Below are 25,920 nucleotides of genomic sequence, written 5' to 3' on the forward strand. Positions count from 1 at the left end.
GTGACACCGCACAGGGGAGGACCGTGACATGACCGCCGCGCCCATCGCTCCGCCGCCGGGCGGCCCGCGCCGACTGCGCCTGCTCAGCTACAACATCCGCTCGCTGCGCGACGACCGGCGGGCGCTGGCACGGGTGATCCGGGCCTGCGCGCCCGACCTGGTCTGCGTCCAGGAGTCGCCGCGCTACTGGCGCCCGGAGGGGCAGGCCGCTCGGCTGGCCCGGAGCACCGGGACGGTGGTGCTGGCCGGGGGCGGCCGGACCGCCGCCGGGCCGCTGCTGCTCGGCCGGCCCGGCGCGGTGGAGGTGCTCGGCGTGTACGACCGGCTGCTGCCCAAGACCCGCGGCCTGCACGCGCGCGGCTTCGCCACCGCACTGCTGCGGGTGCCCGGCGCGGCGCCGTTCACCGTCACCAGCTGCCACCTCAGCCTGGACGCCGAGGAGCGGTACGGCCAGTTCGAGCTGCTGCTCGAACAGCTTGCGATCGCCGAACAGGGCGTGGTGGCAGGGGACTTCAACGAGCACCCGGACGGGCCGGGCTGGCGGCTGCTGGCCTCCCGGATGTGGGACGGGTACCCGACGGCGCCCTGGGGCGGCGAGTTCACGTCCGTCCCCGAGAACCCCTACCAGCGGATCGACGCCGTCTTCGCCACACCCGGGATCACCGTCCTCGGCTGCGGGGTGCCGCACGGGCTGCCCGGTGTCACCGGGGCCGACCTGAGGGCCGCGACCGACCACCTGCCGGTGCTGGCGGTCATCGAACTGCCGGAGGGCTAGACGCGTGGGCCACAGCCCCTGGCCGGACCGTCAGACCACCGCGCCGTGGTCCGGGTCCTCCGGCTCGTCCTCGTCGCGGTCCTTCATCCGGGCGACCAGGGTGACGAAGCCGCCGAGGAAGGCGGTGACCCCGACCCAGGCGGGCCAGCCGGAGATCTCCCGCCAGACCACCGCGTCGATCAGCAGCAGGGCCGGGCCGCCGAGCACCGCCAGCCAGGCGAACTTGGCGGTCACGTCGGCGGGCGGCAGCGGCGGGGGCTCCGGCGGGACGTAGTGGCCCTCGTCGGTCTCCTCGACCAGCTCGAAGTCGCGCGGGCCCGAGCCGGCGGCCGGGAGCACGGGGCGGCCGGAGCGCGAGCGGGGCTGCGGGGCGAGGTCGGAGAGGTCGTCCGGGCCGCCCTGGCCGGTCTTCGGGCCGTGGCCGTCCTTGAAGCCGCCCTTGAGCTCGTTCTGCGCCCGGAGGTTCTCGACCTCCGGCCAGTTGGGGTTGGTGAGGTCGACCGGGTCGTCGAACTGGGCGACCAGGGCGGCGAAGATCGCGTCCTGCTCGGCCTGGCTGCGCTCGGGGGCGCTGCGGCGCGGGCGGGGCCCTGCGGGCGCGGGGGCGTCCGCTCCGGGGGCGTCCCCGGAGGACGCGGTCGGCGGGACGCCGTCGGCGCCCGGGCCGCTCGCCGCTGTGCCGCCCTGGACGCCGGTCCCCTGGACGGTGCCGTCCCCGTGGACGGTGGCGTTCCCCGGGACGGTCGGGTTCCCCTCGACGGCGGCGTCCCCCTGGGCGGTGGCGTCCGTCGGCGCTCCGTCCGTCCGCGCGCCGTCCTCGCGGGGCTTCTCGTCCCCGCTGCCCGCCGTGCTGCTCTCGTGCACTTCCGGCCCTTCAGCCATGGTGATCGTCGGATTCGGCCCTGTCCGCCCCCGCCGCGTGCGCGGGAGCCAGCCGTCGGATGAAGTCCTGGCTCGCCGCGAATATTTCCGCCGCGTCGTGGTCCAGCGTCGCGACGTGGAAGCTGCGCTGGCACAGCCGCTCCGTCACGTCGGTCGAGGATATCCGGGCCAGCACCAGTTCCGAGTTGGCCGGCGAGACGACGTGGTCCTGCGGGCTGTGGAAGAGCAGCACGGGCTGGGTCACCTCGGGCAGCCGCCGCTGGACGTCCAGCCACAGCCGGCCGAGCGACCAGGCGGCGTGCAGCGGCGTCCGGTCGTAACCGAGCTCCCGGGCGCCCGGCTTGTGGATGTCGTTCGCGATCCCCGCGATGCTCGGGACGAGGTGGCGGAGCACCGGGAGCAGCACACCCGCGGGGTTGTCCGAGCGCACCGACGGGTTGACCAGCACCAGCCCGGACACCGTCGGGCCGTGCAGCGCGGCCAGCCGCAGCGCCAGCGCGCCGCCCATCGACAGCGCGCAGACGAAGACCCGCTCGCACTCCTCGGCGAGGGTCAGCAGCTCGCGCTCGACCTCCGCGTACCAGTCCTCCCAGCGGGTGACCTGCATGTCCTGCCAACGGGTGCCGTGCCCCGGCAGCAACGGCAGCGAGACGGTGAACCCGGCCGCCGCCAGTTCCTCGGCCCACGGCCGCAGCGACTGCGGCGACCCGGTGAAGCCGTGGCAGAGCAGCACGCCGATCGGTCCGCCGCGGTGGCGGTACGGTTCGGCACCGGGCAGCAGCGGCATGGCGGACTCCTTCGCGGGCGGGTGGCGCTGGGGGAGGGACGCTGGGAGGGGAGCTGCAGGAATCCGCATCGTCCCACGCCCCGAGCCGGGACGTACACCCCCCTACGGCGGGCCCGGGCACAGCCGACGGCCGCGGGGCATTAGGATCGACCGGTCCGCATAACAGGAGGCCCGGGTTGTTCTACCGACTGATGAAGATGATCGTCGCGCCACTGCTTCGGATCTTCTTCCGGCCGTGGATCGAGGGTGAGGAGAACATCCCCACCGAGGGTGCGGCGATCATCGCGAGCAACCACCTGTCCTTCTCGGACTCGTTCTTCTTCCCCGCGCTGATCAAGCGCCGGGTGACCTTCATCGCGAAGGCCGAGTACTTCAACACCCCTGGCCTCAAGGGCCGGCTGACCGCCGCCTTCTTCAAGGGCGTCGGCCAGCTGCCGGTGGACCGCTCGGGCGTGCGCGGCGCCGGCGAGGCCGCGATCCGCAGCGCCATCGCGGTGCTGGACCGCGGCGAGCTGTTCGGCGTCTACCCGGAGGGCACCCGCTCGCCCGACGGCAAGCTGTACCGCGGCAAGGTCGGCGGCCTGGCCCGCGTCGCGCTGGCCACCGGCGCCCCGGTGATCCCGGTCGCCATGATCGACACCGAGAAGGTGCAGCCGCCCGGCCAGGTGATCCCGAACTTCGGCATCCGTCCGGGCATCCGGATCGGCCGCCCGCTGGACTTCTCCCGCTACCACGGCATGGAGAACGACCGCTTCATCCTCCGTTCGGTGACGGACGAGGTGATGTACGAGATCATGCGGCTCTCCGGCCAGGAGTACGTGGACATCTACGCGACCGCGGCCAAGCGGCAGATCTCCGACGAGAAGAAGAAGGCCGACGCCGAGCGCCGGGCCGCCGCCAAGGCGGAGAAGGCCGAGGCCGCCGAAGCGGAGAAGGCCGCCGACGCCGAGAAGGCCGCCGACGCCGAGAAGGCGGGCCGGGCCGGGCAGCAGGACCAGCAGGAGCAGAAGGGCACCGGGTCGGCCTGACCGACCCGGACGGGTCCAGGGGAGGGGCCGGGGCATGGCGGAGGGCGTGAGGGCGGGCGGTGCGGTCGGCGGAACGCTGGCGGCCGGCGGCATGTCCGTCGAACTCCCGCTGTGGAAGGCCATCTCCTACTTCCGGGTGCTGGCCCTCTGTTACGCGCTGCTGCGGTACTTCAACTCCTACCTGCACTTCCTGCACCCGGTCGCCGGCTGGATCTACTTCGGCGCGCTGATCCTCTGGACGCTCGCCAGCACCCGGGCCTTCACCAACCCGCAGCGCTGCACCTGGTACGTCCTCGGCTTCGACCTCGCGCTGGCCGTGACCGGCATCGTGCTGAGCGGGCTGACCGACGCGCCGGCCCGGATCAGCCACGGCGCGCCCACCCTGCCGACCATCTGGGCCGCCGGTACGGTGCTCGGCTTCGCCGCCAGGGGCGGCTGGCGCCCGGCGGCGGCGTCCGGCGCGGTGATCGGGGTGGCCAACATCGTCGGCCACGGCGGGCCCACCGGCGACAACGTCCACAACATCGTGCTGCTGCTGGTGGCCGGCTGCGCGATCGGGTACGTGATCGAGCTGGCCCGCGCCAGCGAGGCCACCCTCACCCGGGCGCTCCAGGTGGAGGCGGCCACCCGGGAGCGCGAGCGGCTCTCCCGGGACATCCACGACGGCGTGCTCCAGGTGCTCGCCCTGGTCCAGCGCCGCGGCGCCGAGCTGGGCGGTGCCACCGCCGACGGCACCGGCGGTGGCGCCGACGGTACGGGCTTCGCAGAGCTGGGCCGCCTCGCCGGTGAACAGGAGCGCGCCCTGCGGGCTCTGATGACGGGTGGTCCGCTCCCGGCGCAGCGGCTGCCGGAGGCCGGGGCGGCCGAGGTGCCCGACCCCGTCGGCCCGCGCGACCTCACCGCGCTGCTGCGCCCGTACGCCGACGAGCGGATCACGCTCTCCGCCCCGGGGACCCCTGTGCTGCTGCCTGGCCCGGCGGCGGGCGAGCTGGCCGCGGCGGTCGGTGCGGCCGTCGACAACGTCCGCCGGCACGCGGGGGAGGGGGCCCGGGCCTGGATCCTGGTCGAGGACGAGCCGGAGGCCGTCACGGTGAGCATCCGCGACGACGGCCCGGGCTTCGCGCCGGGGCGGCTCGGCGAGGCGGAGCGGGCCGGGCGGCTGGGAGTCTCCCAGTCGATCCGCGGCCGGGTGCTGGATCTCGGCGGCACGGCCGAGCTGTACTCGGCGCCCGGGGAGGGCGTCGAGGTCGAACTGCGCGTCCCGAGGAAGGCCTCCCGATGACCGATCAGCCGATGACCGACCAGCCGGCCACCGACCAGCCGACGACCGACCGGCCGGTGCGGGTGATGGTGGTGGACGACCACCCGATGTGGCGGGACGCCGTCTCCCGCGACCTCGCCGAGGCGGGGCTGGAGGTGGTGGCCACGGCGGGCGACGGCGAGGAGGCGGTGCGCCGCGCCCGGGCCTGCTCGCCGCAGGTCGTGGTGTTGGACCTCAACCTGCCCGGCCTGCCCGGCGCCGAGGTCTGCCGCCAGGTGGTCGCCCACGACCCGGCGGTGCGGGTGCTGGTGCTGTCGGCCAGCGGCGAGCACCAGGACGTGCTGGAGGCGGTGAAGTCCGGCGCGACCGGGTACCTGGTGAAGTCGGCCGGGCGGGAGGAACTGCTGGACGCGGTGCGCCGTACGGCCGTCGGCGACGCGGTGTTCACCCCGGGCCTGGCCGGGCTGGTGCTCGGGGAGTTCCGCCGGCTGGCCGCCGAGCCGGCCCCGGCCTCGGCGCCGGCCGCCCCGCAGCTGACCGCCCGGGAGACCGAGGTGCTGAGGCTGGTGGCCAAGGGCCTGTCGTACCGGCAGATCGCCGACCGGCTGGTGCTGTCGCACCGGACGGTGCAGAACCACGTGCAGAACACGCTGGGCAAGCTGCAGTTGCACAACCGGGTGGAGCTGGTCCGGTACGCGATCGAGCGGGGGCTGGACGAGGAACTGTGAGCGGGGCCCGGGCGCTCGGCGCCCGGCCCCACCCGAACTCCTCAGCCCCGTACGGCGGTCGCCTCCCGCAGCAGGGCCGCGACGATGTCCACGCCGTCCCGGGTGAGCACCGACTCCGGGTGGAACTGCAGGCCCGCGAAGCCGGGGCCGCGCAGCGCGTGGACGTCGCCGGTCGCGGTGTCCCGGGAGACCTCGACGCCCGCGGCGGCGAGCCGGGCCGCGTCGGCGTCCGAGCAGCGGGCCGTGAAGGTGTTGTAGAAGCCGACCGTCCGCTTGGTGCCGAACAGGTCGATGCGCTCCTGCGCGCCCTGGTACGGGACGGCCTTGCGGCCCAGCGCGAGCCCGAGTTCGGCGGAGAGCAGCTGGTGGCTGAGGCAGACCGCGAGCAGCGGGGCCGTGCGGGCGCCGGAGCGGACGGCGGCCAGGGCGTCCGCGACGACCGGTCGCAGCACCGCCATCTTGGGGTCGTCGGCGAGCGCCGGGTCGCCCGGGCCGGGGCCGAGCACCAGCGGGCCGCGGTGCGCCGCGACCAGCTCGCGCAGGCCCGGCCGGTCGAAGCGGACCACGGTGACCCGGTGTCCGAGCGAGGTCAGCAGGTGGTCGAGCATCGAGGTGAAGGTGTCCTCGCCGTCCACGACGAGGGTCGGTTCGGCCTCGGTGACCCGGGCCGGCGTCTGCATCCGCAGCCAGAACGGCGCGAGGTCGGCCCGGCGGGCGTCCAGCGCGGCCTGCACCCGGTGGTCGTCGGCGAGCCGCCGCCCGCCGGGGTGGGGCGGCCGGGCGGGCGCGGGCCGGGCGCCGATCGCGGTGAGGACCCCGGCGGCCTTGGCGTGGGTCTCGGCGACCTCCGACTCGGGGACGGAGCGGCGCACCAGAGTGGCGCCGACCCGGACGACCAGCCGCCCGGTGGCCGGGTCGATGTCGGCGGTGCGGATGCAGATCGGCGAGTCCAGCAGCTGGCCGCCGCTCGCGGAACGCCCGATCAGGGCCAGCGCGCCGGAGTAGTAGCCGCGCCCGCCGGGCTCGTAGCGCCGGATCACCCGGGTGGCGTTCTGCACCGGGCTGCCGGTGACGGTGGCGGCGAACATCGTCTCCCGCAGCACCTCGCGGACGTCCAGGGAGGTGCGCCCGCGCAGCTCGTACTCGGTGTGGGCGAGGTGGGACATCTCCTTGAGCCGGGGTCCGAGCACCTGGCCGCCGAGGTCGCCGACGGTGCACATCATCTTCAGCTCCTCGTCGACCACCATGGTCAGCTCCTCCAGCTCCTTGGGGTCGTGGAGGAAGCGGAGCAGCGAGTCGAAGTCGGAGCCGCCGGCCGGGTAGCGGTAGGTGCCGGAGATCGGGTTCATCACGACGGTGCCGCCGCTCTGCCGGACGTGCACCTCGGGGGAGGCACCGACCAGGACCCGCTCGCCGGTGTGCACCAGGAAGGTCCAGTACGCACCGCGCTCCTGGTCCAGCAGCCGGCGGAACAGGGTGAGCGCGAGTTCGGGGCCGAAGGCCTCCAGGGTGGCGTGGAAGTCGCGCCGGATCACGAAGTTGGCGCCCTCGCCGTTGCCGATCTCGTCCGCGATCACCCGGCGGACGATCGCGGCGTACGCCTCGTCGTCCACGTCGAACGCGCCGCCGGACAGCGTCACCGGCAGTTGCGGCAGGGCGGCGGTGAACTCGGGCAGCGGCAGGGCGTACTGCTCGGTCACCGCGAGGGCCTGCAACGGGGTGCCGTCGTCGTGCGCCGCGAAGCCGCGCTCGCGGATCTGCCGGTACGGGACCAGCGCGAGCAGGTCGTGGACCGGGCCGGCGGCCGGGACGCCGGCCCGGACCGGCAGGTCGGCGAGGTGCTCGTAGCTGTCGACGGTGCCCAGCAGCACCTCGACGGTGTCCGGGGCGTGCCGGGGGGTGCGGCGGTGCAGCAGGGCGAAGGCGGGCGCACCGGGGGAGGTCAGGCGGGCGAGCAACTCGGCAGGGGTGGTCACGAGTACGGCTTCCTTCCGGGATGGATGGCGAGGCGGTGCTGTTCCGCTCCCGGAGGGCCGTCTGCTCGGACGCACGACGGCCGCCCCGAGGGGCGGCCGTCGTGTTCGTCTAGGAACGCGCGATCTGTGGGCCACCCAGGGGGGAGGCCCACCACCAGGAGTGGGTGTGGGGCGCGTGCATGGGGCGAGCCTAGCCGATCCGGCCGGGCGGGTGAGGCCGATCACGGGCAATGTCCGAGAGGTGTCTCATCCATCGGGCAATGGTCACGGATCGCTCGTGTGACCCCGTAGCCTTGCCGTGTGACCGTGACGACTGAGACAACGAGGACTGGCCACTCCTGGCAGTCCCTGCCCGCGGCGCAGCAGCCTGAATGGCCGGACCACGAGGCTCTGCGCAAGACCCTTGCCGAGCTCGCCTCCTATCCGCCGCTCGTCTTCGCCGGCGAGTGCGACCAGCTGCGCGCCCGGCTCGGAGCCGTGGCGCGCGGGGAGGCGTTCCTCCTCCAGGGCGGCGACTGCGCCGAGGCCTTCGACGGCGTCTCGGCGGAGCACATCCGCAACAAGCTGAAGACCCTGCTGCAGATGGCGGCCGTGCTGACGTACGCCGCCTCGGTGCCGGTCGTGAAGGTCGGCCGGATCGCCGGCCAGTACTCCAAGCCGCGCTCGAAGTCGACCGAGACCCGGGACGGCGTGACCCTGCCGGTCTACCGCGGTGACTCGGTGAACGGCTTCGAGTTCACCCCCGAGTCCCGCATCCCGGACCCGGAGCGCCTGAAGCGGATGTACAACGCGTCCGCCGCGACGCTGAACCTGGTGCGCGCCTTCACCACCGGTGGTTACGCCGACCTGCGCCAGGTGCACGCCTGGAACCAGGACTTCGTGCGCAACTCGCCGGCCGGCCAGCGCTACGAGCAGCTCGCCCGGGAGATCGACAACGCCCTGGCGTTCATGAACGCCTGCGGCGTGGCGCCGGAGGAGTTCAAGACCGTCGAGTTCTTCTCCTCGCACGAGGCCCTGATCCTCGACTACGAGACCGCGCTGACCCGCGTGGACTCGCGCACCGGCGACCTGTACGACGTCTCCGGCCACATGGTGTGGATCGGCGAGCGCACCCGGCAGCTGGACCACGCGCACATCGAGTTCGCCTCCAAGATCCGCAACCCGATCGGGGTCAAGCTGGGCCCGACCACCTCGGTGGACGAGGCGCTCACCCTGATCGAGAAGCTGGACCCGGAGCGCGAGCCCGGCCGCCTGACCTTCATCACCCGGATGGGCGCGGGCAAGGTCCGGGACCACCTGCCCACCCTGGTGGAGAAGGTCACCGCCTCCGGCGCCAAGCCGGTGTGGATCTGCGACCCGATGCACGGCAACACCTTCGAGGCCTCCAGCGGTCACAAGACCCGCCGCTTCGACGACGTGCTGGACGAGGTCAAGGGCTTCTTCGAGGTGCACCGCGCGCTCGGCACCCACCCGGGCGGCATCCACGTGGAGCTGACCGGCGACGACGTCACCGAGTGCGTCGGCGGCGGCGACGAGGTGATGGTCGACGACCTGCACCAGCGCTACGAGACGGCCTGCGACCCGCGGCTCAACCGCAGCCAGTCGCTGGACCTGGCGTTCCTGGTGGCGGAGATGTACCGCGGCCAGTGACGCCTGCGGGCGGTAGTGGCGGGTGACTGTGACGAAGGCCCCTCCGGATTCGGGACTCCCGAGCCCGGAGGGGCTTTTTCGTACCCGGATCGCCAGGTAAGGTGAGGCTCAGTGAACTAAGGCAAGCCTTAGTCAAGATCCACTCCGTGCGCACCCGCACTTCACCCAGGGAGAGACCGCGATGTACGTGTGCATGTGCCATGCGGTCACCGAGGACCAGGTGAAGGAGGCGATCGACGGGGGTGCCAACACCCCGCGCCAGGTCGCCAAGGGCTGCAGGGCCGGCACGGACTGCGGGTCCTGCGTCCGCCGCATCCAGGCGCTGCTCGGCGAGCACGGCGCCCGGCCCTGCCCGACCGCCCGGCTGGCCGCCAAGCTCGGCCTGGCCGACCCGCAGGCCCAGGACGTTCCGGCGCCGGCCGCCCCGAAGCCGGGCCCGACGGCCCCGATCGCCCCGGTGGTCCCGCTGCGAGTGGCCTGAGCCGGGAGCACGCCCTACGACTCCGGCTGCTCGATCAGCTGGGCGATGTAGAGCGCCTCGCCGAGCTTGTCCAGGAGTTCCAGCTGGGTGTCGAGGTAGTCGATGTGGTGCTCCTCGTCGGCCAGGATGTCCTCGAAGATGTTCGCCGAGGTGACGTCGTTCTTGGCCCGCATCACCACGATCCCGCGCTTGAGGCGGTCGATCGCCTCGACCTCGATCTGGCGGTCCGCCTCGAACATCTCCTTGACCGTCTGGCCGATCCGGACGTGGAACAGCCGCTGGTAGTTGGGCAGCCCCTCCAGGAACAGGATCCGGTCGGTGAGCGTCTCGGCGTGCTTCATCTCGTCGAAGGACTCGTGCCGGGTGTACTTGGCGAGCTTCGTCCAGCCGAGGTTCTCCTGCATCTTGGCGTGCAGGAAGTACTGGTTGATCGCGGTGAGCTCGGCCGTGAGCTGCTCGTTGAGGAACTCGATGACCTCCGGGTCGCCCTGCATGGTGCTGCCTCCCTGGGCTACGTCCTGCGGTGACTCTTGCGCTGGGCATCCTGGCACCGTTTTGGGAGGTAATTCCAGTAAGTTCACACTCAGTAGGACATGTGTCGGAATATCCGTTTTAGGCGGTCATCGGCGGGTGTGCGATCGACCATCGGCTCGTACGGGCAGGGCGTGAACCCGCGCCAAAGGGGCGCGCGCCTGGGCTCGTCCGCCGTCTGTCACCATGGAGTCATGGGTCAGTCCGAACAAGAACCGCTTCCGCCGTCTGACCCGAAGCTCCCACCGGGTCAGCGCGTGCAGCGCGGCTGGCCCGCCCTGCACTACGGGCCGGTGCCCCGCTTCAAGCCGCTGACCTGGGACCTCCAGGTGTTCGGCGCCACCGCCTCGGCGGAGAAGCACAGCTGGGACTTCGCGGCCTTCAACGCCCTGCCGCGCACCAGCGTGGTCGCCGACCTGCACTGCGTCACCAAGTTCTCCGTGCTCGGCAACGAGTGGACGGGCGTGCCCGCGGCCCTCCTGCTCGACCTGGTGCCCCCGGCGCCCGGCGTCACCCACGTCATGGTCTGGGCCGAGTACGGCTACAGCGCCAACCTGCGGCTGGCCGACTTCGCCGACGGCCGCACCCTGCTCGCCACCCACCGCAACGGCGAGGCGCTGACCGCCGAGCACGGCTTCCCGGTGCGGCTGGTGGTGCCGAAGCTGTACGCCTGGAAGGGCCCCAAGTGGGTGCGCGCGGTGGAGTACATGCGGGCCGACCGGCGCGGCTTCTGGGAGGAGCGCGGCTACCACAACCTGGCCGACCCGTGGCGCGAGCAGCGCTACTCCTACCAGGAGGAACCGGGCGACGGGCCGCTCCGCTGAGCCCCCGATCCCGCTAGAACAGCGAGAAGCTGACCGTCACCACGGTCCTCTGCGGGCGCCGCTCGCCGGCCGCCGGGGACTGGCCGCTCACCTTGCCCATGCCGAGCGTCCAGTCGGTGGCCGCCTTCATGGTGAAGCCCGCCGCCTGCAGCGCCTTCTGCGCGTCGTCCCGGCCCATCCCGCTGACGTCCGGGACCGGCACCATGCCCTTGCTGACCACCAGCGAGACCGCGGCGTTCTCCTGCAGCATCTGCCCGGCGGCCGGCGAGCTGCTGATCACCGAACCCTCGGGCACGGTGTCGTTGTAGGTCCGGGTCACTCCGCCCCTGGTCAGTTGGGCGGCGGCCAGCGCGGCGGCCGCGTCGTCCGAGCTCTTGCCGGTCACGTCCGGCACGGCGATCCGCTTGGGGCCCTTGGAGACGGTGACCGTCACAGAGTCGCTCTTGCGGGTGCGCGCGCCCACCCCGGGATCGGTGGAGATCACCTGCCCGGCCGGGACGGACTCGCTGAAGGCGTCGACGAACCTGCCGTGCATGCCGGCCCTGTCCAGGATCCGCTGGGCCTCGCCCCGGTCCTTGCCGAGCACGCCCGGCACCGAACTGTACAGCCCCTCGGAGATCCCGTAGGTGGCGCCGCCGATCGCCACCACCAGCGCGGTCAGCGCGGCCGTCCAGATCAGCGGCTTGCGCGGGACCCGGCGCAGCCGGCTCGGCCGGCGCACCCGGACCGGGGTCGGCTCGTCGTACGGGCGGGGCTCGGCGAGCAGCTGGTCCATCACCTCGGCAGGCACGTCCAGCACGCTGGTGCGCTCCGGTGCCGGGGCGTCGCCGGGCTGGGACAGCGGCTGGATCACCGAGGTCGGCTCGCTGGTCGGGTAGCGCGGGCTGGGCCGGGTGGAGGCCGGCGGCTCGGCGTCCAGCTCGGCCGGCGTGAGGGCACGGCGGACCCGCTGGAGGGCGGCGAGCAGTTCCACCGCGTCGTACGGGCGGGCGTCGACGGCCCGGGCGCAGGCGCCGGCCACTATGGCGTCCAGCGCCGGGGCGACGGTGGGGGCGGTCAGCGAGGGGGCGGGGACGTCCTCGTGCAGGTGCTTGTACATGACCTGGACGGGGTTGTCGCCGGTGTGCGGGCGGCGGCCGGTGAGCATCTCGTACAGCAGGATGCCGGACGCGTAGACGTCGACCCGCTGGTCGGTGGGGGCGTCCGGGAGGATCTGCTCGGGGGCCAGGTAGGAGACCGTGCCCATGACGGTGCCGCCGGTGGCGGTGCTGGTCGAGGTGGGCGCGCCGTCGGCGCTGCCGAGCACCCGGACCAGCCCGAAGTCGGCGACCTTGACCAGGCCGCTCTCGGTGATCAGCACGTTCTCCGGCTTGACGTCCCGGTGGACCAGCCCGGCCCGGTGGGCGGCGCCCAGGGCGGCGAGCACCGGCTCCAGCACGTCCAGCGCGGCCCGGACGGACAGCGCGCCGCGGTCGCGCAGCAGGTCGCGCAGGGTGCGGCCGGGCACGTACTCCATGGCGAGGAAAACGTTTCCGCCGTCCGCGCCCTGGTCGAAGACGTTGACCACGTTGGGGTGGGTCAGCTTGGCGACGGCCTTGGCCTCGCGGATGAAGCGGGCGGTGAAGCCCTCGTCGCCGGCCAGCTGGGGGTGCATCACCTTGAGGGCGACCACCCGGTCCAGCCGGGTGTCGGTGCCCTTGTAGACGGTGGACATCCCGCCGGTCGCGATGCGCTGCTCGACCCGGTACCGGTTGTCGAGCACGGTACCGATCAGGGGGTCGTGCAGTGCCATGTCCACCCGGGGGAGTCTAGTGGCGCGGGAGGACGCCGGTCCCGGAGGACGCCGCTCCGGGACCGGCTTGTGACATGCCCTACACGGACTGGAAGGCGGGCCGCTCCCGGGCGTCCAGGTCGGCGCGGCCGGCCATCGCGGAGGAGGCCTCGGCGTGGAAGCGGCGCGGGATGCGGCCGGCCCGGTGGGCGAGCCGGCCCGCCTCGGCGGCGTGCCGCATCGCCTCGGCCATCAGCACCGGGTCCTGAGCCCGGGTCACCGCGGAGGCGAGCATCACCGCGGAGCAACCCAGCTCCATCGCCAGCGCGACGTCGGAGGCGGTGCCGGCGCCGGCGTCCAGGATCACCGGCACGCCCGCACCTTCCACGATCAGCTGGAAGTTGTGCGGGTTGCGGATGCCCAGGCCGGAGCCGATCGGCGAGCCCAGCGGCATGATCGCCGCGCAGCCGACGTCCTCCAGCTTGCGGGCCAGCACCGGGTCGTCGTTGGTGTACGGGAGCACCGTGAAGCCGTCGTCGACCAGCGTCTCGGCGGCGTCCAGCAGTTCGATCGGGTCCGGCAGCAGGGTGCGCTCGTCGGCGATCACCTCCAGCTTCACCCAGTCGGTGCCGAGCGCCTCGCGGGCCAGCCGGGCGGTCAGCACGGCCTCGCCGGCGGTGAAGCAGCCGGCCGTGTTGGGCAGGACGCGGATGCCGTTGCGGGTCAGCACGTCCAGGACGGAGCCCTGGGTGGTGGCGTCGACCCGGCGCATGGCCACGGTGGTCAGCTCGGTGCCGGAGGCGAGCAGGGCGTGCTCCAGGACCTCCAGGCTCGGCGCGCCGCCGGTGCCCATGATCAGCCGGGAGGAGAAGGCAGCCCCGGCGATGGTCAGAAGGTCGTCGGCCATGGTTCAGCCTCCCTGGACGGCGGTGAGGATCTCGATCCGGTCGCCGCTGGCCAGCGCCGTCGCGGGCCACGAACTGCGCGGCACCACGGCCTCGTTGAGGGCGGCGGCGACGCCGGTGTTGGCGGCGCTGACGGTGGCCACCAGCTCGGCGAGGGTGGTGGTGGCGGGCACCCGGCGGGGCTCGCCGTTGACGGTCAGGGCGATGCCGGCCGGGGTGGTCTCGGTCGGGGTGGTCTCGGTCATGCGGAGGCCTTCGTGGTGGGGGCGTCGGGGGAGAACCGGGTGGGCGTGAACGGCCGTGCCAGCTCGGGGACTTCGCCGGTCGCCAGGTGGTCGGCGAGCAGGTCGGCGGTCACCGGGGTGAGCAGCACGCCGTTGCGGTAGTGGCCGGTGGCGGCGACCAGTCCGGGCAGTGCGGTCGGGCCCAGCAACGGGGCGTTGTCCGGCGAACCGGGGCGCAGCCCGGCCGCGGTCTCGCGCAGCGGGAGTTCGGTGATGCCCGGGACCAACTCATGGGCGTCGCGCAGGAGTTCGTACACCCCGCCAGCGGTGACGGTGGTGTCGTAGCCCTGCTCCTCGGTGGTCGCGCCGATGACCAGCTCGCCGTTCTCCCGGGGCACCAGGTACAGGTGTTGGCCGCGCACCACCGCGCGGACGTTGCGGGAGAGGAACGGCCGGTAGGCGTCCGGGACTTGGAGGCGCAGCACCTGTCCCTTCACCGGGCGGACCGCGGGCAGCACCCCCTCGGGCAGGCCCGGCAGCCGGTGGCTGTGCGGCCCGGCGGCCAGGACGACCTGGTCGGCGGCCACGGTCTCGTGGGTGCTCAGCCGGGCTCCGACCGCACGGCCGTTCCCGACCAGCAGCTCGACGGCCTCGGCCCGGTGCAGCAGGACGCCGGCCCGCTCGCAGGCGGCGACCAGGGCGGTGAGCAGTCGGCGGGGATCCACCTGGTGGTCGTCCGCGACGTGCAGGCCGCCGCGCACGCCGGGGGCGAGCATCGGTTCGAGCTTGCGGGCCTCCCGGCCGGTCAGCCAGCTGGAGTCCAGGCCCAGCCGCTGGTGGAAGGCGTGCAGTTCGCGCAGTTCCTCGCGGTCGTCGGAGTCCAGCGCCACGGCGATGGTGCCGCAGCGGCGGTAGCCGGTGTCGAGGCCGCCGCTCGCCTCGGTGAGCTCGGCGGCGAAGGACCCGTACCGCTGGTTGGAGGCCATCCCGAGGTGCAGCAGCGGCTCCTCGCCGTACTGCAGCTCGGTGACCGGGGCGAGCATTCCGGCGGCGACCCCGGCCGCGCCCCCGCCGTGGGCGGGGTCGACCACGACCACGTTCCGCAGCCCGCGCTGTGCGGCGCGCCAGGCGACGGCGAGGCCGATGACGCCCCCGCCGATCACCAGCACGTCCGCGCGGCTGCCTGCTGACAAGCGTGACAAAGCTGCTCTTCTCCCTTCGCCGGTATGACCCGGATCAGGTTCGGACGGTCGCGGGCCGTGCCAGCCCGCCTCTCAGCCCGGTTCGCCGGGCTCCCGCGTGGTGCCCCCACCTTAACGCCGGGGGTCGGTCGGGCCGAAGGGCCGTACGAGGAGTGGACGAGGGCCGGACGGCCGCCGGGGCCCGCCCGGGCACTGAGTACAGTGACGGCGTGGCAGAGCTGAGCGGAACGGATCGGGTGGTCGTCGTCGGAGCCGGGCTGGCCGGGGCGCAGTGCGCCCTGCGGCTGCGGCAGGGCGGCTGGCGGGGGCGGATCGTCCTGGTCGGCGAGGAACCCCGCGCGCCGTACGACCGGCCGCCGCTCTCCAAGGACGTGCTGCTCGGCAAGGCCGACGCCACCACCCTGGACATCGACTACGAGGGGCTCGGCATCGAGCTGCTCACCGGCCGCCGGGCCACCGGCCTCACCCCCGGCGTGCTGCACACCGACGGCGGCGACCTCCCGTACGACTCGCTGGTGATCGCCACCGGCGCCACCCCGCGCGCCCTGCCCGGGGCCGAGCGCGCCCACCTGTTGCACACCCTGGACGACGCCCTGGCGCTGCGCGCGCTGCTGCGCCCCGGCCTGCGGCTGGTGCTGGTCGGCGCGGGCTGGATCGGCGCCGAGGTGTCCACCGCCGCGCGCCAGGGCGGCTGCGAGGTCACCGTGGTGGAGGCCGGTCCGGCGCCGGTGCCGGGCGCGCTGCCGACCGAGGTCGGCTCGGCGATGGCCGCCTGGTACGCCGAGGCCGGGGTCGAGCTGCGCTGCGGGGTCGGCGTGGCCGCCGTCGAGCCCGGGGCGGTGCTGCTGGCGGACGGCTCCCACCTGCCCGCCGACGAAGTGGTGGTCGGCGTCGGCGCCCGGCCCGCGACCGGCTGGCTGGCCGGTTCGGGCGTCGAGCTGGACGCCTCCGGCGCGGTCGTGGTGGACGCTCGGCTGCGCACCGGTCTGCCCGGGGTGTTCGCGGCCGGCGACTGCGTCAGCTACCCGTCGGCCCGCTCCGGCGCCCGGCTGGCCGTCCAGCACTGGGACCACGCGCTGCAGTCGGGCGGGGCCGCGGCCGCCGCCGTGCTCGGGGCGGACGCGCCGTACGACCCGGTGCCGTACTTCTGGTCCGAGCAGTTCGGGCGGATGGTCCAGTACGCGGGCCGGCACGCCGAGGGCGACGAACTGCTGTGGCGCGGCAGCCCGCAGGACGCCGCCTGGTCGGTGCTGTGGCTGCGCGACGGGGTGCCCAGTGCGCTGCTCGCGGTGGACCGGCCGCGCGACCTCACCCAGGGCCGGAAGCTGATCGAGCGCGGGACGCCGCTGGACCGGACCCTCGCGGCGGACCCGTCGGTGGCGCTCAAGGCGGCGCTCAAGGGGGCCACCGCTTAGCGCCGGGAGGCGTGGAGGTGGCAGTCTGGTGCCGTGAGTGAGATCGATGCCAAGACTGACGCCCTGGTCCCCGAGTGGTTGTACCTCCCCGACATCTCCGAGCGGTGGGGTGTGCTGGTCACCGAGGTTCGCAACATGGTCAAGAAGGGTGACCTGATCGCGGTCCGCCGCGGTCCCAACAAGTCGCTGCAGGTCCCGGCGGCGTTCATCGACGAGGACGGCCCGGTCAAGCACCTGGTCGGCCTGCTGACCGTGCTGCGGGACAGCGGGTTCTCCGACCAGGAGATCGTCGAGTGGATGTTCTCCGAGGACCCGACGCTGCCCGGCACCCCGGTGCAGGCGCTCTGGGAGAACCGGGCGACCGAGGTCAAGCGCCGCGCCCAGGCCCTGGCGCTGTGATGACCGACCCGCGGTCCCGCCTGGCCGACGCCCGGCTCTACCTGTGCACCGACGCCCGCCGGGAGCAGGGCGACCTGGCCGAGTTCCTGGACGCGGCGCTGGCCGGCGGGGTGGACATCGTCCAGCTCCGCGACAAGGGCCTGGAGGCCAGGCAGGAGCTGGCGGCCCTGGAGGTCTTCGCCGACGCCTGCCGCCGCCACGGCAGGCTGCTGTCCGTCAACGACCGCGCCGACATCGCCCACGCGGCCCGGCCGGACGTTCTGCACCTCGGACAGGACGACCTGCCGGTGCCGGCCGCCCGGGCGATCCTCGGCGAGGACGTGCTGATCGGACGCTCCTGCCACGCCGAGTCCGAGGTGGACGCGGCGGTCGCCGAACCGGGCGTGGACTACTTCTGCACCGGCCCGGTCTGGCCGACCCCGACCAAGCCGGGCCGCCCGGCGCCGGGCCTCGGCCTGGTCTCGTACGCGGCGAAGCAGGCCACCGACCGGCCGTGGTTCGCGATCGGCGGGATCGACCTCGGCAACGTGGACGAGGTGCTGGCCGCCGGCGCCCGCCGGATCGTCGTGGTCCGGGCCATCACCGCGGCGGAGGACCCGCGGGCCGCCGCCGCCGAGCTCGCCCGCCGGGTGCGCGCGGCCTGAGGGCCCGTCCGGCGGATCCTGCCCGGCGTCGCGCGCCCGGCAGGATCCGCCGGACAGGCCCTGGCGGCTTCTCGGGGCCGCCGCCGTCAGTACTTGCGGACGGTGGCGGCCTCGGCCAGCGCCAGCAGCACCGTACGGGCCCCCTCGTCGGCGAGCGGCGCCCCCGCCAGCGCGGCCAGCGACTGGCCCATCAGCTCCTCGATCCGCTGCTCCACCAGCTCGGGCGCGCCGCTGCGGGCGACCAGCTCGCGCAGCTCGGCGACCTCCTCGGCGGCCAGGTCCGGCGCGCCGAGCCGGGCGTCCAGGTGCCGGGCGTCGGCCTGCGGCAGGGCGCGCATCGCGTGGGCGACCAGCAGGGTCCGCTTGCCCTCGCGCAGGTCGTCCCCGGCGGGCTTGCCGGTGACGGCCGGGTCCCCGAAGACGCCGAGCAGGTCGTCCCGCAGCTGGAAGGCCTCGCCCAGCGGCAGCCCGAACGCCCCGAGGGCCTCGACCAGCTCCGGCCCGGCCCCGGCGAGCAGGGCGCCGACCTGAAGCGGCCGCTCGATCGTGTACTTCGCCGACTTGTAGTGCAGGACGGTCCGGGCCCGCTCCAGCGCGCCCTCGTCGGCCGAGTCGCCGGCCACCGGCTCCAGCACGTCCAGGTACTGGCCGAGCATGACCTCGGTGCGCATCAGGTCGAACCTCGGCTTGGCGGCCAGCACGGCGGCCGGCTCCAGGCCCGAGCGCAGGAACAGTTCGTCGCACCAGATCAGCAGCAGGTCGCCCAGCAGCACCGCGGCCGAGACGCCGTACTGCTCGCGGTCGCCGCGCCAGCCGCTGTCCCGGTGCAGCGCCTCGAAGCGGCGGTGGACCGAGGGCAGGCCGCGGCGGGTGTCGCTGCGGTCCATCAGGTCGTCGTGCACCAGCGCGCTGGCCTGCAGCAGCTCCAGTGCGGCCGCCGCGTTGGCGATCCCCTCGCCCCCGGCCGGGCCGCCGGCGGCGCGCCAGCCCCAGTAGCAGAAGGCCGGGCGCAGCCGCTTGCCGCCGTCCAGCAGGAAGTCGCGCAGGGCGTCGGCGGCGGGCACCAGCTGCGGCGAGATCTTGCCGAGCAGCGCGGACTGGCCGTCCATGAACGCGGCGAGGGCGGCGTTGACGCGCGTGCGGACGTCCTCCACGTCAATGGGGTTGGCCGGCCGGTTGCTGGACGAGGTCACGATGAGGCTCCGCTGGTTCGCTGGGGGTGCAGCAAGCGTAGCGGGGCGGTCGGGAACGGGCGTGCGAGCGGGCCGGTGGGGGCGCGGGGACCGGGCCGGGCGGAAGCGGAGGAGTGTCCACTACTTGTCCCGAATCGTGGAATCGGGTTGTCCGGCCCCTTCGGGGGCCCGCTAACCTGCCAGCATGGCACTCGGCATCGCTTCCACGAGACCGGACCGCGCACTCACGGTCCGCGAGCTCCTGGCGGCCGGAAAGCGCTCCTTCTCCTTCGAGTTCATGCCGCCCCGCACCGAGGCCGGCGAGCAGAAGCTCTGGGACGCCATCCGTCGACTCGAACCGCTGGACCCGAACTTCGTCTGCATGACGTACGGCGCCGGCGGCTCCTCGCGCGAGCGCACCGTCAACATGGTCGGCCGGATCGCCACCGAGACCACCCTCACCCCGGTCGCCCACCTGACCGCGGTGGACCACTCGGTCGCCGAACTGCGCAACATCATCGGCCAGTACGCCGACCAGGGGGTGCGGAACGTCCTCGCGGTCCGCGGCGACCCGCCCGGCGACCCGATGGGCGAGTGGGTCCGTCACCCGGACGGCGTCACCTACGCGTACGAGCTGGTGGAGCTGATCAAGGGCATCGGCGACTTCTGCGTCGGGGTCGCGGCCTCCCCGAACATGCACCCGCGCTCGGCCGACTGGGACGAGGACATCCGGCACTTCATCGCCAAGGTCCGCTCCGGCGCCGACTACGCGATCACCCAGATGTTCTTCGAGGTGGACGACTACCTCCGGTACCGCGACCGGGTCACCGCCGCGGGCTGCGAGACGCCGATCATCCCGGAGATCATGCCGGTGACCAACGCCAAGCAGCTGGAGCGCTTCCCCCAGCTCAGCGGATCGGCCTTCCCGGCCGATCTGGAGGCCCGGCTGCGGGCCGTCGTCGACGACCCGGCGGCGCTGCGGGCGGTCGGCATGGAGCACGCCACCGCGATGGCCGAACGGCTGCTCGCCGAGGGCGCGCCCGGCCTGCACTTCATCACGCTCAACCACTCGACGGCGACGCTGGAGATCTACCAGAACCTGGGGCTGCACCAGCGCCCGTAGGGCCGTGTCCACGGGCCCGTCACCGCTCCGCGGTGGCGGGCTCGGTCGTGTGCGGCCGGTGTCGCCGACGCCGGGAACGCGATGCGGTACCCCGGCCGTTGAACCGGTACAGTCGCCGCACACGCGCGGCGCGCGCGGGCACGCGACTGGAGGTAGCGCGCGGATGGGCATCGGATACCTGCTGCTGTACGTCGCGTTGGCGGTGGTGGCGCTCTGGCTGGTGGCCGAGGTGCTGCTGCAGAACCGGGCGCCGCTGCACTGGCGGGTGCTCGCCCTGGCCGGCTTCCTGGGCGTGGCCGTCGGGATGGGCCTCGGCTCGGTCGTGGTGATCGGCGCGGGCGCGGGCCTGTTCGCGATCGGCCAGGCCTTCGTCACCCTGTCGGTCAAGAAGGGCTACCAGGCCGGCTGGTCCCTGCGGAAGTCCGACGGCAGCCTGCCCGGTCCGCTCGCCAGGGTGCCCCTGCTCGGCGCCCTGACCGGCGGTGCGGCGGTCGCGGCCGCGGCAGCGGCGGAGGAGAAGCGGGTCGGCGAGGTCAGCGCGGTCGAGGAGGCCGGGGCCGAGGCCGGAACGCCGGAGTCGGAGTCGGCGTCGGTCGCCGAGGAGACCCCGGAGGTCGAGCAGACCGCCGCCTTCGAGATGCAGGAGCTGGCCCAGGACGGCATCTACGCCCCCGCCTACTACGAGCAGCAGCAGGCCCAGCAGCCGCAGGACCCGTACGCCCCGGCCTACCAGTCCGGCTACGACCAGCAGCAGTGGCAGACCCAGCAGCAGCCCGCCTACGCCTACGACCAGCAGACCTACGGCGGTTACCCGCAACAGCAGCAGGACCCGTACGGCGGCTACCAGCAGCAGTCCCAGGACCAGCAGCAGCCCCAGGACCCGTACACGGCCTACCCCCAGCAGGCCTGGGACCCGAACACCCAGCAGCAGCACCAGCAGCAGTGGCAGCCCCAGCCCGACCAGCAGGGCCAGGGCACCGCGCAGCAGCCGGTCTACGACCAGAGCGGCTACGGCTACCAGCAGCAGAACACCTGGCACCAGGGCTGATCCCGCCGGGCGGACCTCAGGCCGGGCCGATCAGGTTGGCGGCGATGCAGGCCGACATGCCGACACGGGAGAGGCCGCCGCCGGGGTGGGCGTCGGCGCCGATCAGGTGGAGCCCGGGGACGGGGGACTCGTTGGCGGCCCTGAGCCACCGGCCGGAGGCGCCGGCCAAGGCCGGGCGGGCGACCGCGCCGGCGAGGGCGCCGGTTTCGCGGCGGGTGTCCTCGGGGGTGCGGACGACCCGCCACAGGATCCGTTCGCGCAGGCCCGGTACGGCAGCGTCGACGTGAGCGAGCAACTGGTCGGCGTAGCGGTCGGCGGCGCCGGGGGCGGTCCAGTCGAACGCGCCCTGGGCCGGGACGGTGGCCGTCAGCACCGCGCTCTCGTGGGCGTCGTCGGGGCGCAGCGCCGGGTCGTCCGGGCGGAGCACCTGCACGGTGGGGCGCTCGCAGAGCGGGCCCGAGCCGGCCAGCGCCGCCTCCTCGGCGGCCGGGTCGGCCGCGTGCACGACCGTCCGGTGCGCGGTGTCCTCCGGGCGCCGGCCGCGCAGGGCCAGCAGCACGCTGAACCGGCCGGGCACCCCGTGCGGCTCCCACCGCTCGGGCGGGAGGCCGGGCCACTCGGCGAGGCCGTGGCGGTGCAGGGCGGCGGCGTCCATCGCGGAGACCACCAGGTCGGCGTCGATCCGGCCGTCGGCCGTCTCCACCCCGCGCGCCCGGCCGTCCTCGACGACCACCCGGGTGACCGGGGTGTCGAAGCGGAACTCGACCTTGCGCAGCTCGCAGCGCCGGTACACGGCCTCGGCCAGGGCCCGCATGCCGCCCCGGACGTACCAGACGCCGAAGGACTGCTCCATGTACGGCAGCACGGTGGCCCCCGCCGGGGCCTGTCCGGGGGCGAAGCCGTACCGGACCGCGGCCTCGGACAGCAGGGCGGTCAGACCGGGGTGGCCGCCCAGTTCGCGCGCGGCGACGTCCCGGAGGGTCCACGGCCGGGGGCGGCGCAGCCGGGCCAGGCCGGTGGCCGGCGGAACGGGGTACGGGTCGGTGCCCAGGAAGGCCGGGTCGGCCGGGAGCGGCTCCTCCAGCAGCGGGCGGCGGGTGGCCTCCCAGACGGTTCGGCCGTGGTTCATCACCTCGCTCCAGCGGGCGCCGGAGCCCGCGCCGAAGGCGGCGTCCAGGGCCTGGCTGACGCCGCCGCGCGAGGCGTTGGGCAGGGTGACGGCGGTGCCGTCGGGGAACAGGTGCCGGCTCTCCGGGTCCACCGGCGCCAGCTCGACCAGCTGCTCCAGCGGCTCGCGGCCGGTCTTCAGCGCGAGGTCGCGGTAGACGGCGGGCAGCGGGAGCAGGCCGGGGCCGGTGTCGAAGGCGAAGCCGTCGCGTTCGTACCGGCCGACCATGCCGCCGTAGGTGCCGCTCGCCTCGCAGACCGTCACCCGGTGACCGAGGGTCGCCAGCCTGGAGGCCGCCGCGAGCCCGCTCATTCCTGCGCCGATGATGACGATCCGTGCCATGGCACCCGATCCTAGGGCGCAGGTCGGGCCCGACCTGCGAAAGCCCCCTCCGCAGCGGCCCGGGCGGCCCTGCGCTCGCGGCGGCGGGCCCGGAACGCCCGGATCCTGCTGATCGCCAGCCGGACCAGCAGCAGACCGGCCACCAGCAGCACCGCGGCGATCGAGGCGGCCGCCCAGGGGTGGAAGATCGCCAGGGTGACCAGGCCGGCCACCGAGAGGTCCTCCAGCAGGCTGACCACGATGTTGCTGGCCGGTTCGGGCGAGGTGTTGACGGCCATCCGCAGTGAGGCCTTGACCAGGTGGGTGACCAGCGCGGTCGTGCCGCCCATCGCCCCGGCCGCGATCGTGCTGAGCGAGCCCGGGTCGTTGCTCGCGATCAGCACGCCGACGACGGCGCCGGCGATCGGCCGGATCACGGTGTGCACGGCGTCCCAGACGGTGTCCACGTACGGGATCTTGTCGGCCACCGCCTCCAGCAGGAACAGCACGGCCGCCGCGATCAGCACGTCGGTGCGCTCCAGCGCGTGCGGCACCGACTCCGCGCCGGCGAACCGGCCCAGCAGCCCGAGCAGCAGCACCACGGCGTACGCGTTGATGCCGCTGGCCAGTCCGCTGGTGAAGATCAGCGGCAGGACCGTCATCGCGTCCCCCTCCTCGCTCTCCCGGGTCTTCCGACCCCGGCCGGGCCGTCCGGCCCCGCCGTACCGTACCGGGAGCCGGGACGTCGCGGGCCATCGCCGCGGTTCCGCGCCCGGGGCTTCCGGCCGACTGAGTACGGGTACTCAGATCCGGGGTTGAGTACGTCAGCGGATGGCCTCCGACCTGCTGGGACGGGAGAGTGGTGGCACCCGGGAGGGCGGCGCGTCGGGCGCCGGCCGCCCGGGTGGCGGATCCGTCCTTCGGCCGGGAGGGCCCGGGGGACGGCGGCCGGATCCGCGAACGGGCGCCGGTCTCGGGCCCCGCACCGCCGGCACGGGGCGGCGGAGCGGGCCGGGGGGAGGCCGGTCACCGGACGGGGGAGAACGGGGGGAGTTCGCCACCGCCACCCGGTGGGGGGTGGTCGGGGGTGACGGCAGACGGCGGCGGCGCGGACCGGGGGGACCGCGACCGCCGCCGGTACGCCCGGTCCCGGGGCCTGATTGTCAGTGGTGCGGTTCACGATGGGAGCGCACGGACCACCCGGTCCGCGCGCTGCCTCGGAACGGGGGAGACCATGACCATCAGCCACCCTGAGCCCGTCACCGCCCGCCTCCACTCCGCCGTCCTTCCACACGTTCCCGGCCCCGCCGGTGGCCGCCCCGCCGGGCGGGACGTCCACCCCGTGCTGCGCCGGGTCGCCGCGCCGCCGGCCGCCCTCGACCTGCTCGCCGACGCCCACCGCACGCTGGCCCGCGCCCGTGCGCTGGAGGACCCGCTGGAGCGCTACGCCACCGCCCATCTGGCCGCCCTGCGCACGGTGGCGGCCGTGCTGGCCGTCCGCGGCCGGCCGGAGAAGAACCCGCGGCGGCGCAAGGCCATCCGCAGCGCCTGGGAGGTGCTGCCCGAGGTGGCCCCCGAACTGGCCGAATGGGCGCTCTACTACGGCGCCGGCGCCCGCCGCCGGGCCGCCGCCGAGGCCGGGATCCGGGGCGCCGTCTCGGCCCGCGACGCCGACGACCTGATCCGCAACTCGGCCCTGTTCCTGCGCCTGGTCGAGCGCCTGCTCGGCCTGCACCCGGCCCCGCCCGCGCCCCGGCTGCCGCTGGACAGGTCATAAGGTGGTGGCAACCTGATCGATCTGCACGTGCCAAGGAGCCCCACCTTGTACCCGACGCGTCCCCGCAGCGCCCTGCGTACCGCCGTGGTGTGGGAGGTGGTGCGGGCAGCCCTGGAGAAGCGGGCGGCCGAGCTGGACCAGCCGGTGCTGGACGTGGTCGACACCGGCGGCGGCACCGGGAACTTCGCCGTGCCGGTGGCCAAGCTCGGTCACCGGGTCACCGTGGTCGACCCGAGCCCGGACGCGCTGTTCGCACTGGAGCGCCGGGCCGCCGAGGCCGGGGTGACGGACCTGGTCCGGGCCGTCCAGGGCGACACCCAGACGCTGCCCGAGCTGGTCGCCCCCGGCACCGTGGACGCGGTGCTCTGCCACGGCGTGCTGGAGGTCGTGGACGACCCGGCCGAGTCGCTGGGCAGCCTGGCCGCCACCCTGCGCCGGGGCGGGCTGGTCAGCCTGCTGGCCGCCAACCGCAACGGCGCGGTGCTGGCCCGCGCGCTGGCCGGCCACTTCAACGAGGCCCGTACGGTGCTCTCCGCCGTCGACGGCCGCTGGGGCGAGCAGGACCCGATGCCCCGCCGGTTCACCGGCGAGGAGCTGGGCCGGCTGGCCGAGGGCGCGGGTCTGCGGGTGGAGTCGGTGCACGGCGTCCGGGTCTTCGCCGACCTGGTGCCCGGGGTGCTGGTGGACACCGAGCCGGGGGCCATGGAGGCGCTGCTGAAGCTGGAGGAGGCCGCCGCCGCGCAGCCCGCCTTCCACGCCGTGGCCACCCAGCTGCACCTGCTGGCCACCCTGGCCTGAGGGCCCTCCGGAGCACCCGGGAGCGCCCCGGGGTTCCCGTCCGCCGCCGCACGGTTCGCACACCGTGCGGCGGCCGTTCGCTTCCCGGACGGCCGCCGGACCCCCGCCCCTCACCGCGGGTGCGCTCGCGAAGCTCCCCAGGTCCGGGCCGATTCCATCCGACCGGGCACTTGTCCGAGTCGTCCGGCGTTGACCCGGGTGCGGCCCGCCCGGTCGAAGTGGCCCGGCCCACGCGGCGCAGACCACTCCGTAACGGGCCCACGGACCGTATGATCTGGGTAAAGCCGGAAAGCATGACAGCCGGACGCGTGGGGCATATGGACGACACGGGCCGGGTCCCCCACACGGGCGTCCGAGCGCGTGCCCAAGGCTGATTGGACTGGCCTCCCCGACCGGGGTGGCGGACCGGTCGCACCCGCGACCGACGAGTAGGAGGACTCCGTGCCGCTCTCGGAGCACGAGCAGCGACTGCTCGACCAGATGGAGCGAGCGCTGTATGCCGAAGATCCCAAATTCGCGTCGGCGCTTGAGGGAACCGGGCTGCGCACCTACACCCGTCGGCGGGTCTACCTGGCCGTCGCCGGTTTCGTGGTGGGGGTCGGCCTGCTGATGGGCGGCATGGTCGTTCCGGACCAGATCTGGGTCAGCGTCGTGGGGTTCCTGGTGATGCTCGGGTGCGCGGTGTTCGCCGTGACGGGCTGGCGCCGCGGGCCCGCGAGCCAGGGCTCCGGCCCCCGCCAGGCCGCCGCCCCGCGCCGCAAGGCCGGGATGATGGACCGGGTGGAACAGCGCTGGCAGCGCCGCCGGGACGAGCAGACCGGCGGGTTCTGAGCCGTCCGAGCCGTACCGCCGGGACCGCGTAGGACGACGGAGGACCACCGCGTAGGACCACGTCAGGACCACTGAGGGCCGTCGTGCACGGGAGCCGGGGGGGGGGGGGGGGGGGCGACCCCCCCCCCCCCCCCGCGGGGGGGGGGGGCCCCGCCCCCCCCCCCCCCCCCCCGGGGCCCCCCCCCCCCCCCCCCCCGCG

General features: G+C 74.3%; 26 protein-coding genes and 1 riboswitch. Of the genes, 15 read left to right on the top strand and 11 right to left on the bottom strand.

Annotated features, from left to right (window positions below):
* Nucleotides 1–28 precede the first annotated feature (28 nt).
* Complete coding sequence (locus ACH4J0_RS05120; protein WP_396236305.1) at nucleotides 29–775, top strand: endonuclease/exonuclease/phosphatase family protein; 747 nt, start codon at nucleotides 29–31, stop codon at nucleotides 773–775.
* A 30-nt stretch (nucleotides 776–805) separates the two neighbouring features.
* Here the strand turns inward: ACH4J0_RS05120 and ACH4J0_RS05125 are convergent, their stop codons facing one another.
* Both ACH4J0_RS05125 and ACH4J0_RS05130 read right to left on the bottom strand, forming a co-directional pair.
* Entirely contained in the window at nucleotides 806–1,639 is an 834-nt protein-coding gene (locus ACH4J0_RS05125) for a hypothetical protein (RefSeq protein WP_396236306.1), read from the bottom strand.
* Between the two features lie 10 nt (nucleotides 1,640–1,649).
* Nucleotides 1,650–2,444 (bottom strand): alpha/beta hydrolase, encoded by a 795-nt coding sequence (locus ACH4J0_RS05130; protein WP_396236308.1) that lies wholly within the window; start codon nucleotides 2,442–2,444, stop codon nucleotides 1,650–1,652.
* A 176-nt stretch (nucleotides 2,445–2,620) separates the two neighbouring features.
* Between ACH4J0_RS05130 and ACH4J0_RS05135 the strand changes: the two genes are divergently transcribed.
* Genes ACH4J0_RS05135 through ACH4J0_RS05145 form a run of 3 tightly spaced genes read left to right on the top strand, consistent with a single transcriptional unit; the run spans nucleotide 2,621 to nucleotide 5,461 of the window.
* Nucleotides 2,621–3,472, top strand: coding sequence for a lysophospholipid acyltransferase family protein (locus ACH4J0_RS05135; RefSeq protein ID WP_396236310.1), 852 nt, complete (start codon nucleotides 2,621–2,623; stop codon nucleotides 3,470–3,472).
* 34 nt (nucleotides 3,473–3,506) lie between these two features.
* On the top strand, nucleotides 3,507–4,754 hold the full coding sequence (macS, locus tag ACH4J0_RS05140; protein WP_396236312.1) for a MacS family sensor histidine kinase: 1,248 nt from the start codon (nucleotides 3,507–3,509) through the stop codon (nucleotides 4,752–4,754).
* Entirely contained in the window at nucleotides 4,751–5,461 is a 711-nt protein-coding gene (locus ACH4J0_RS05145; protein ID WP_396236314.1) for a response regulator, read from the top strand. The genes macS and ACH4J0_RS05145 overlap by 4 nt, the downstream gene beginning before the upstream one ends.
* Nucleotides 5,462–5,502: 41 nt before the next feature.
* Here ACH4J0_RS05145 and ACH4J0_RS05150 read toward each other — a convergent pair whose 3' ends face one another.
* Nucleotides 5,503–7,437: an anthranilate synthase family protein gene (locus tag ACH4J0_RS05150; RefSeq protein ID WP_396236316.1), complete on the bottom strand. Its 1,935-nt coding sequence runs from the start codon at nucleotides 7,435–7,437 to the stop codon at nucleotides 5,503–5,505.
* Between the two features lie 300 nt (nucleotides 7,438–7,737).
* Here ACH4J0_RS05150 and ACH4J0_RS05155 point away from each other — a divergent pair, with 300 nt between their 5' ends.
* Entirely contained in the window at nucleotides 7,738–9,087 is a 1,350-nt protein-coding gene (locus tag ACH4J0_RS05155) for a class II 3-deoxy-7-phosphoheptulonate synthase (RefSeq protein WP_396236318.1), read from the top strand.
* Nucleotides 9,088–9,268: 181 nt separating this feature from the next.
* Nucleotides 9,269–9,568, top strand: a complete 300-nt coding sequence (locus ACH4J0_RS05160) for a bacterioferritin-associated ferredoxin (protein WP_396236320.1) — start codon at nucleotides 9,269–9,271, stop codon at nucleotides 9,566–9,568.
* A gap of 14 nt (nucleotides 9,569–9,582) precedes the next feature.
* Here the strand turns inward: ACH4J0_RS05160 and bfr are convergent, their stop codons facing one another.
* Nucleotides 9,583–10,062: a bacterioferritin gene (bfr, locus tag ACH4J0_RS05165; RefSeq protein ID WP_396236323.1), complete on the bottom strand. Its 480-nt coding sequence runs from the start codon at nucleotides 10,060–10,062 to the stop codon at nucleotides 9,583–9,585.
* Between the two features lie 231 nt (nucleotides 10,063–10,293).
* Between bfr and ACH4J0_RS05170 the strand changes: the two genes are divergently transcribed.
* Nucleotides 10,294–10,923, top strand: coding sequence for a sulfite oxidase-like oxidoreductase (locus tag ACH4J0_RS05170; protein ID WP_396236325.1), 630 nt, complete (start codon nucleotides 10,294–10,296; stop codon nucleotides 10,921–10,923).
* A 13-nt stretch (nucleotides 10,924–10,936) separates the two neighbouring features.
* Here the strand turns inward: ACH4J0_RS05170 and pknB are convergent, their stop codons facing one another.
* From pknB to thiO, 4 genes are all read right to left on the bottom strand, one after another.
* Complete coding sequence (pknB, locus tag ACH4J0_RS05175) at nucleotides 10,937–12,715, bottom strand: Stk1 family PASTA domain-containing Ser/Thr kinase (protein ID WP_396236526.1); 1,779 nt, start codon at nucleotides 12,713–12,715, stop codon at nucleotides 10,937–10,939.
* Nucleotides 12,716–12,794: 79 nt separating this feature from the next.
* A complete protein-coding gene (locus ACH4J0_RS05180) occupies nucleotides 12,795–13,601 on the bottom strand; it encodes a thiazole synthase (protein WP_396236327.1) in 807 nt (268 codons plus the stop codon).
* 3 nt (nucleotides 13,602–13,604) lie between these two features.
* On the bottom strand, nucleotides 13,605–13,844 hold the full coding sequence (thiS, locus tag ACH4J0_RS05185) for a sulfur carrier protein ThiS (RefSeq protein ID WP_396236329.1): 240 nt from the start codon (nucleotides 13,842–13,844) through the stop codon (nucleotides 13,605–13,607).
* Entirely contained in the window at nucleotides 13,841–15,025 is a 1,185-nt protein-coding gene (gene thiO / locus ACH4J0_RS05190) for a glycine oxidase ThiO (RefSeq protein WP_396236331.1), read from the bottom strand. Before thiO ends, thiS begins: the two co-directional genes overlap by 4 nt.
* A riboswitch (TPP riboswitch) is annotated at nucleotides 15,020–15,132 on the bottom strand. It overlaps the preceding gene by 6 nt.
* A 102-nt stretch (nucleotides 15,133–15,234) precedes the next feature.
* Here thiO and ACH4J0_RS05195 point away from each other — a divergent pair.
* The 3 genes from ACH4J0_RS05195 to thiE are packed head-to-tail and all read left to right on the top strand — an operon-like array spanning nucleotide 15,235 to nucleotide 17,483.
* The gene (locus ACH4J0_RS05195; RefSeq protein WP_396236333.1) at nucleotides 15,235–16,440 is read left to right on the top strand and encodes an NAD(P)/FAD-dependent oxidoreductase; all 1,206 of its coding nucleotides are present in this window, start codon (nucleotides 15,235–15,237) and stop codon (nucleotides 16,438–16,440) included.
* Between the two features lie 33 nt (nucleotides 16,441–16,473).
* Entirely contained in the window at nucleotides 16,474–16,839 is a 366-nt protein-coding gene (locus ACH4J0_RS05200; RefSeq protein ID WP_396236335.1) for an Rv2175c family DNA-binding protein, read from the top strand.
* Entirely contained in the window at nucleotides 16,839–17,483 is a 645-nt protein-coding gene (thiE, locus tag ACH4J0_RS05205; protein WP_396236337.1) for a thiamine phosphate synthase, read from the top strand. Before ACH4J0_RS05200 ends, thiE begins: the two co-directional genes overlap by 1 nt.
* An 86-nt stretch (nucleotides 17,484–17,569) precedes the next feature.
* Here thiE and ACH4J0_RS05210 read toward each other — a convergent pair whose 3' ends face one another.
* Nucleotides 17,570–18,676: a polyprenyl synthetase family protein gene (locus tag ACH4J0_RS05210; RefSeq protein WP_396236339.1), complete on the bottom strand. Its 1,107-nt coding sequence runs from the start codon at nucleotides 18,674–18,676 to the stop codon at nucleotides 17,570–17,572.
* 184 nt (nucleotides 18,677–18,860) lie between these two features.
* Here ACH4J0_RS05210 and metF point away from each other — a divergent pair, with 184 nt between their 5' ends.
* Nucleotides 18,861–19,778, top strand: a complete 918-nt coding sequence (gene metF, locus ACH4J0_RS05215) for a methylenetetrahydrofolate reductase [NAD(P)H] (RefSeq protein ID WP_396236341.1) — start codon at nucleotides 18,861–18,863, stop codon at nucleotides 19,776–19,778.
* Between the two features lie 163 nt (nucleotides 19,779–19,941).
* The gene (locus tag ACH4J0_RS05220) at nucleotides 19,942–20,826 is read left to right on the top strand and encodes a hypothetical protein (protein ID WP_396236343.1); all 885 of its coding nucleotides are present in this window, start codon (nucleotides 19,942–19,944) and stop codon (nucleotides 20,824–20,826) included.
* A gap of 16 nt (nucleotides 20,827–20,842) precedes the next feature.
* On the opposite strand, the gene ACH4J0_RS05225 is transcribed toward ACH4J0_RS05220, so the two are convergent.
* Both ACH4J0_RS05225 and ACH4J0_RS05230 read right to left on the bottom strand, forming a co-directional pair.
* Nucleotides 20,843–22,336: a phytoene desaturase family protein gene (locus tag ACH4J0_RS05225; protein WP_396236345.1), complete on the bottom strand. Its 1,494-nt coding sequence runs from the start codon at nucleotides 22,334–22,336 to the stop codon at nucleotides 20,843–20,845.
* A gap of 11 nt (nucleotides 22,337–22,347) precedes the next feature.
* The gene (locus ACH4J0_RS05230) at nucleotides 22,348–22,977 is read right to left on the bottom strand and encodes a DUF4126 domain-containing protein (RefSeq protein WP_396236347.1); all 630 of its coding nucleotides are present in this window, start codon (nucleotides 22,975–22,977) and stop codon (nucleotides 22,348–22,350) included.
* 572 nt (nucleotides 22,978–23,549) lie between these two features.
* Here ACH4J0_RS05230 and ACH4J0_RS05235 point away from each other — a divergent pair.
* The 3 genes from ACH4J0_RS05235 (at nucleotide 23,550) to ACH4J0_RS05245 (ending at nucleotide 25,721) form a co-directional block, all read left to right on the top strand.
* On the top strand, nucleotides 23,550–24,092 hold the full coding sequence (locus ACH4J0_RS05235) for an SAV_6107 family HEPN domain-containing protein (protein ID WP_396236349.1): 543 nt from the start codon (nucleotides 23,550–23,552) through the stop codon (nucleotides 24,090–24,092).
* A 45-nt stretch (nucleotides 24,093–24,137) separates the two neighbouring features.
* Nucleotides 24,138–24,890: a methyltransferase domain-containing protein gene (locus ACH4J0_RS05240; protein ID WP_396236351.1), complete on the top strand. Its 753-nt coding sequence runs from the start codon at nucleotides 24,138–24,140 to the stop codon at nucleotides 24,888–24,890.
* 441 nt (nucleotides 24,891–25,331) lie between these two features.
* A complete protein-coding gene (locus ACH4J0_RS05245) occupies nucleotides 25,332–25,721 on the top strand; it encodes a DUF3040 domain-containing protein (protein ID WP_033348048.1) in 390 nt (129 codons plus the stop codon).
* Nucleotides 25,722–25,920: the final 199 nt, after the last annotated feature.

Origin of the sequence: Kitasatospora sp. NPDC017646 (genome assembly GCF_044329365.1) — a bacterium.
In the GTDB taxonomy this organism is placed as follows: domain Bacteria; phylum Actinomycetota; class Actinomycetes; order Streptomycetales; family Streptomycetaceae; genus Kitasatospora.